Consider the following 5,711-nt stretch of genomic DNA (forward strand, 5'->3'; position numbering starts at 1 on the left):
AGCGTCCCCGCTCGCGTATTGTACAATACGCGAGCGGGGACGCTCGCACTGTAAATGCAAAACTGAGATGCTCCCGATCGGGCTTAACTAAACCGTATTGGGCTGCCACTACCAAAGGTGTAAATTTCCCCCATCAATTCGCACAAGGAATAAGCTTGACTTTTACTGATTTCGCCTTCTTTTCGCCAATTTTATTCCCCTTCACTCGCCTTCATCTCTACCCGCTCGCTCTGCCTAATGGGAATCTCAATCACAAATTCTGCACCCCGCTCTGGCTGTGATAAACACTTCAAATCTCCGCCGTGCTTTTCCACCACAATCTCATAGCTAATAGATAATCCCAAACCAGTACCTTGACCCACAGGTTTAGTTGTGAAGAAAGGACTAAATAGATTCGACCTTACCTCGCTTGTTATCCCCAGCCCATTGTCTTTAACACTGATTCTTACCCAATCGTGATTCAGCATAGAAGTACGAATCGTAATCGTACTTGGGTCGTTTTTAATTTGCTCCGGCCTGCGTTTTTTATCATACTGATTCAAGGCATCAATTGCATTGCTCAGCAAATTCATAAATACCTGATTCAACTGACCGACATAACATTCTATTTTTGGCAAATCTCCGTATTCTTGAATAATTTGAATAGGTGGACAATCAGGCTTAGGCTTGAGCCGACTCTGCAAAATGACTATACTGCTGTCGATGCCATCGTGAATATTAACGGGTTTCATCTCAGCTTCGTCAAGGCGCGAGAAGTTCCGCAACGTCAGCACAATCTGACGGATACGTTCAGCCCCTACTTTCATCGAAGATAGCATTTTAGGCAGATCTTCTCTGATAAATTCTAGCTCTATGTTCTTAATTAAAGCTTGGATTTCAGGGTGATTGTGAGCATCGTGCTGCTCGTAAAGGTTGATTAAACCCAATAAATGCTGAGTATACTCATTGACATAAGTTAAATTGCCATAGATAAAATTAACGGGATTATTAATTTCGTGGGCCACACCAGCAACTAACTGTCCTAAGCTAGACATTTTCTCAGTCTGAATAAGCTGAGCTTGGGTGCGCTGTAAATTTTGCATTGCGAGTTCTAGTTGGATAGCTTTTTCTCGCTCTCGCACTTCTGATTGCCGCAATTTGTCCTCTCTTTCTTGGCGCAAGCGTTCGTTTTCTTTTAGTTCTTGCACGTGCTGCAAAGTTTTGTTAATAGTAATTTCTAAATCCTGAAAATCTATAGGCTTAGTTAAAAAATCAAAAGCCCCACCATTCATTGCCTTTCTAATATTTCCCAAGTCGCCATAAGCAGATATAACTACTGTTTTGACCATAGTAACTAGCTCGTTAAGTTTCGCTAGCAAAGCCATGCCATCCATGACTGGCATATTAATATCTGTCAGTACAATATCTATATCCGGCTCCTCTCGCAACTTTGAAAGCGCTTCTACGCCATTATGTGCAAAAAAAACTTGGTATTCTCCTGCGCGTATCTTTTTTCTAAATTTCTGGCAAATTAAAGATTCTAAATCGGGCTCGTCATCCACAAAAAGTATTTTGGCAGGCATATTAGGCTCTCAGTTGCTAGTAGAAGGAATAAATAAGAGATGAGGATGATAAAAGTAGCAATTAGCAATTATGTTGCCTGAATTTACTCCAAATTGATAATTTTATTTTTCAGGAAATCAAAATTAACAGGTTTAGTAATATAGTCATCAGCTCCATACTCTATGGCGACTTGGTAATTTGTCTCATCTCCATAAGCGGTTATCATAAAAAATTTTAGATCGGGAAACTTTTCTTTGGTAATTCGGAGCAGTTCTAGCCCCGTCATTCCGGGCATATTAATATCCGACAAAATCAAGATAATAGAGGGTTGTTTGGGGTTGTCTAAATATTGTAATGCAATCTCGGCTGACAAGGCAAAATAAAATTGAATTTGCCCTGCTTTGATTTCTTTTCTAAATTTTTGTTTGAACAATGACTGAATATCTTCTTCGTCGTCTACAACCATTACTTTCATTGTTTTTACTCCTTAACTCCGGCTATCTTTTTTTGCAATGTAATTATAAATTCGGTGTAACTTCCTACTTCTGTTTCTACTTTTAGTTCTCCGCGATGCTGCTGGACGATAATATCGTGACTCATAGATAGACCTAGACCAGTCCCTTCCCCAGCAGGCTTTGTAGTAAAAAAGGGATTGAAAATTTTATCGAGTACATCGGGCGTCATACCCGGCCCGTTATCGCGAATGCGAATTTCAACCGCCGAGCCAAGATTGCGAGTTCTGACATCAAGCTGGGGGGAAAAGTCTTCTCCCATTTCTTGTTTCTTTTGATGGGCTGCATAGCAAGCATTGTTAATAATGTTAAGAAAAACCCTGGAAATGTCTTGTGGCACGACTTCTACTTTGCCAATATCATTATCGTAGCCACTTTTTATGATAATCTTAAAAGAAGCCTCCTTGGCTCGCATCCCGTGATAGGCTAGATTGACATATTCTTCTAATAAACTATTTATATCTGTGGCTTCCCAATGACCACTTTCTCCGCGAGAATGCAAAAGCATATTGCCGACGATTCTGTCGGCTCTTTGACCGTGTTGATTGATTTTTTGGAGATTGGCTTTTAGATCGGTTAATAGCTCAGCAATATACTCACTTGTTTCTGGTTCTAACCGTTCAGTTTGATTTTCAATTTCTTGTAAAATTTCTTCGGTTAATTCAGCAGAAACTTCTGAAAAATTGTTTACAAAGTTTAAGGGGTTCCTGATTTCGTGGGCAATCCCTGCTGTTAAACTGCCCAGAGAAGCGAGTTTTTCTTGCACGATAATCTGATTTTGCATGGCCCTGAGATTTTCTTCGATCCGCTGGCGCTCTTCAATTTCATTCTGCAATTGTTCCACACTATGGGTGAGTTCAGATGTACGCTCCTCGACTTTGATTTCTAGTTCCTCATTAGCTTTTTGCAGGGCTTCCTGGGCTTGCTTGCGATCGGTGATATCGCGGACGATCGCCACATATTCTTGCAGATCCTGATTGGAAACAGAAGCGTCTTGGGAAAATCGATCGGAGATGGCAACTTCCAGAATGCGCGAGTCTCCATTGGGTAAGTTGAGGTTTTGTTCGCTACGACTGAGCCACTGCTCTGGCTGAGCCGCTAATCCGGGTAGTAATTTGTTCAGGTAAGACCCAATTAGCCTAGTTGCGTCTATTCCGAAGATGCTTTCAGCAGCCGGATTAGTCTGACGAATTACACCATTTTCATCCAGCACTACAATAGCGTCCAGGGCAATGGTAAAGAGCTGTTCTGCTCCCTCTCTTGCTTCATCCATTGAGAACACTTGGGGTAAACTCGTCCAGCAGGCAACTGCCACCCCAATAAAAGCAACTGTCACGAGTAGCACTACCAATAAATTCAAGCCAACACTAGAGTTAGCATATAATTTGAAGCCAAAAATCCAGCCGATCGCCACGGCGCTAACGATCAGTAAGATTAAAACTACAACCTGAGACGCTACAAAATCTGGGATCTTGCCCTGGCTGCTGTTGCGATAACGCCGAATCCACCACGAGGGATGGAAAGGTGCAAAAGCAATGCGACTCATCCCTGCATCCACTGCTAAAACGGCAAGGGGAAAAAACAACCCAATGATAAAGTCTTGCCAACCCCAAGCCAAGCCTCCGACTACTAGAACCACCGCATCTACTACGAAAAAGCCCAGCGACCACCCAGGCCACCGAACTTCTGGCTTATCCCGCCGCAGCCATAGTGAGAGATGGAACATCATCAGGCAGACAACCAAGCCAACATTAGTAATCGCCACAAGCCGAGGCACATTTCCCCAAGCTAGACAGATTAAACTCAGAACTAAAACCAAGGCAAGCGCGAATCCAAATACACCCCGTCGGGATACAACTGCGAATGTTGGCGAAATATGCCCATCTACGGCAAGTTGGTACAGCATCCGGGGGCAGTTGGAAACAATTGTCGCGCAACTCAGAAGACAGCTTGCGACTACTAGAAAGGTGACAAGGGTGGGAACCCAGGGCCCCCATAATACCTGACAGGCAGCTAATACATTCAAGAATACGTCATCTTTCAGATCGGGAGCGGTAGCCAAGCGCATCAGTACCCAGGAACCTCCCAAAATAACAGGCAGCATCCCCAGTGCGGAAATTTTGAGAAACTGCAACGTTTTAGTAGGGTTGCGACTATCCGCTACGAAACTGGCGGCGGAGTCACAGCAGTAGAAGATGTATGTAGCAAAGTAAAACCACTTAGCCCAGTCAATAAAGGTGAATTCCGGCCAAATGGTGGGGAAAAAGCCGGGACTGTTTGGGGAAAAAGCTAACCAGATTAGACCATGAATGGAAAAAACGGATAATACGCCCACTGTCGGCAACACAAAAAAGGCGTGGAGAATACTTAAGGCGCGAGTACCGCTGAATGTCAAAATGAAGGGTAGGAGCGTGAAGGTAATATTTAGTAAAGTTTCAGGACAGCTAAAACCTAAACTATTGAGGTTGACTTTGATTAGCTGGGTCAGCACGATCGCAGAAATTGGCAGTGTTGATACCCAGCTTAAAAAGTAGCCGATCGCCGCATAACTTCCCAGGCCCGGATAATTTTTCAGCATTCGGGCGGTATAGTTGGGCGTTCCCCCAGCCATGTCTGGGAAATACTCGCCGATGCGTTTTACCTGTAGATTGAGCATTATGCCCATGAGGATACCGGGCAACCAGACGAAGATGGCGCTAGGCCCAATCGCTGCTTGGATCGCTGTGGCAATGGTAAACCAATTGGCGTGACCGGTGAGGCCAAAGCCCGATGTTTCGACGGCACTCAGGCTTCGGGGTAGGCGCATGAGCGATCGTCTCTTGAGATTGTCTCTTGGGTAAGGCTGAGTTGGTTCTGAGTGGTAGCCGTTTTCCGGCTGGTGTCGGATGTCTGTCGCCATCAGTTTTATCTATTATTGTGGGGATTTTGCTGTCGCCACCGTGATGTTCAGCTTTATAGCTTTTAACTTTTTCCGTTAAGCATTTTTGCGAGTCTTAAATTTTGGCAAAGCTGCCTTTCCCAGTCAACCATGAAAATCTATCTCAATCCATCTTCAATATTACATTTTATTTCTGACTTCTGACTTTGGCTAATTTCGCGTTCTTTTAGCCATGCCGTTGAGGCTTCGGCAACGTCGTTGGGTGTTTAAGGCCTTCAGGCATTACATAGAAATTGGGCAGGACTTAAGCAACTGCCACAGATCCGGGTACCAGCACCCTAAAATTAGACAATAAACATCAGAACATCGGGAATTTTGAGTTTCTCAATTAAATAATTTAATCGCAGCCCGTGTTTAATTTGATATATTATTTTACCTGTTTTATCAGCTCAATTTTTGAGCGCCTAACCCACACAATTTAAGCGCAAGCAATATGATTTAGTTGAAGGTTAGCTTGACGGCACTGCCAATATTCTCTCTCGGTTACTTACTTGATTTCCCTAGAAAATTGCTCAATTTTCCAACGAATAGCACACTCATGTGTGTACGTTATTCGTGCTGGATTGAGTTTGGTTGTTAGTCGCGAATGTCCACTTGTCAGTGCCCCGGAGTGCTTAAAGTGATGGGTGAGGGGGCGATCGCGCGGGAGCATCTCAGTTTTGCATTTACAGTGCGAGCGTCCCCGCTCGCGTATTGTACAATACGCGAGCGGGGACGCT

3 protein-coding genes are annotated in these 5,711 nt (G+C 43.9%); all 3 read right to left on the minus strand.

What is annotated here, in order from left to right; genetic code table 11:
• Positions 1-191: 191 nt before the first annotated feature.
• Positions 192-1,562, minus strand: a complete 1,371-nt coding sequence (locus QUB16_RS32760; protein WP_333322530.1) for an ATP-binding protein — start codon at positions 1,560-1,562, stop codon at positions 192-194.
• Positions 1,563-1,645: 83 nt separating this feature from the next.
• Entirely contained in the window at positions 1,646-2,017 is a 372-nt protein-coding gene (locus QUB16_RS32765) for a response regulator (RefSeq protein ID WP_333322531.1), read from the minus strand.
• A 5-nt stretch (positions 2,018-2,022) separates the two neighbouring features.
• A complete protein-coding gene (locus tag QUB16_RS32770) occupies positions 2,023-4,953 on the minus strand; it encodes an ATP-binding protein (RefSeq protein WP_333322532.1) in 2,931 nt (976 codons plus the stop codon).
• Positions 4,954-5,711: the final 758 nt, after the last annotated feature.

Origin of the sequence: Microcoleus sp. D3_18a_C4, assembly GCF_036702415.1 — a bacterium.
Taxonomy (GTDB): Bacteria; Cyanobacteriota; Cyanobacteriia; order Cyanobacteriales; family Microcoleaceae; genus Microcoleus.

Excerpts from the sequence above, each read along its gene's own strand:
- QUB16_RS32765 (WP_333322531.1), bottom strand. The coding sequence starts at position 2,017 with ATGAAAGTAATGGTTGTAGACGACGAAGAAGATATTCAGTCATTGTTC.
- QUB16_RS32760 (WP_333322530.1), bottom strand. The coding sequence starts at position 1,562 with ATGCCTGCCAAAATACTTTTTGTGGATGACGAGCCCGATTTAGAATCT.
- QUB16_RS32770 (WP_333322532.1), bottom strand. The coding sequence starts at position 4,953 with ATGGCGACAGACATCCGACACCAGCCGGAAAACGGCTACCACTCAGAA.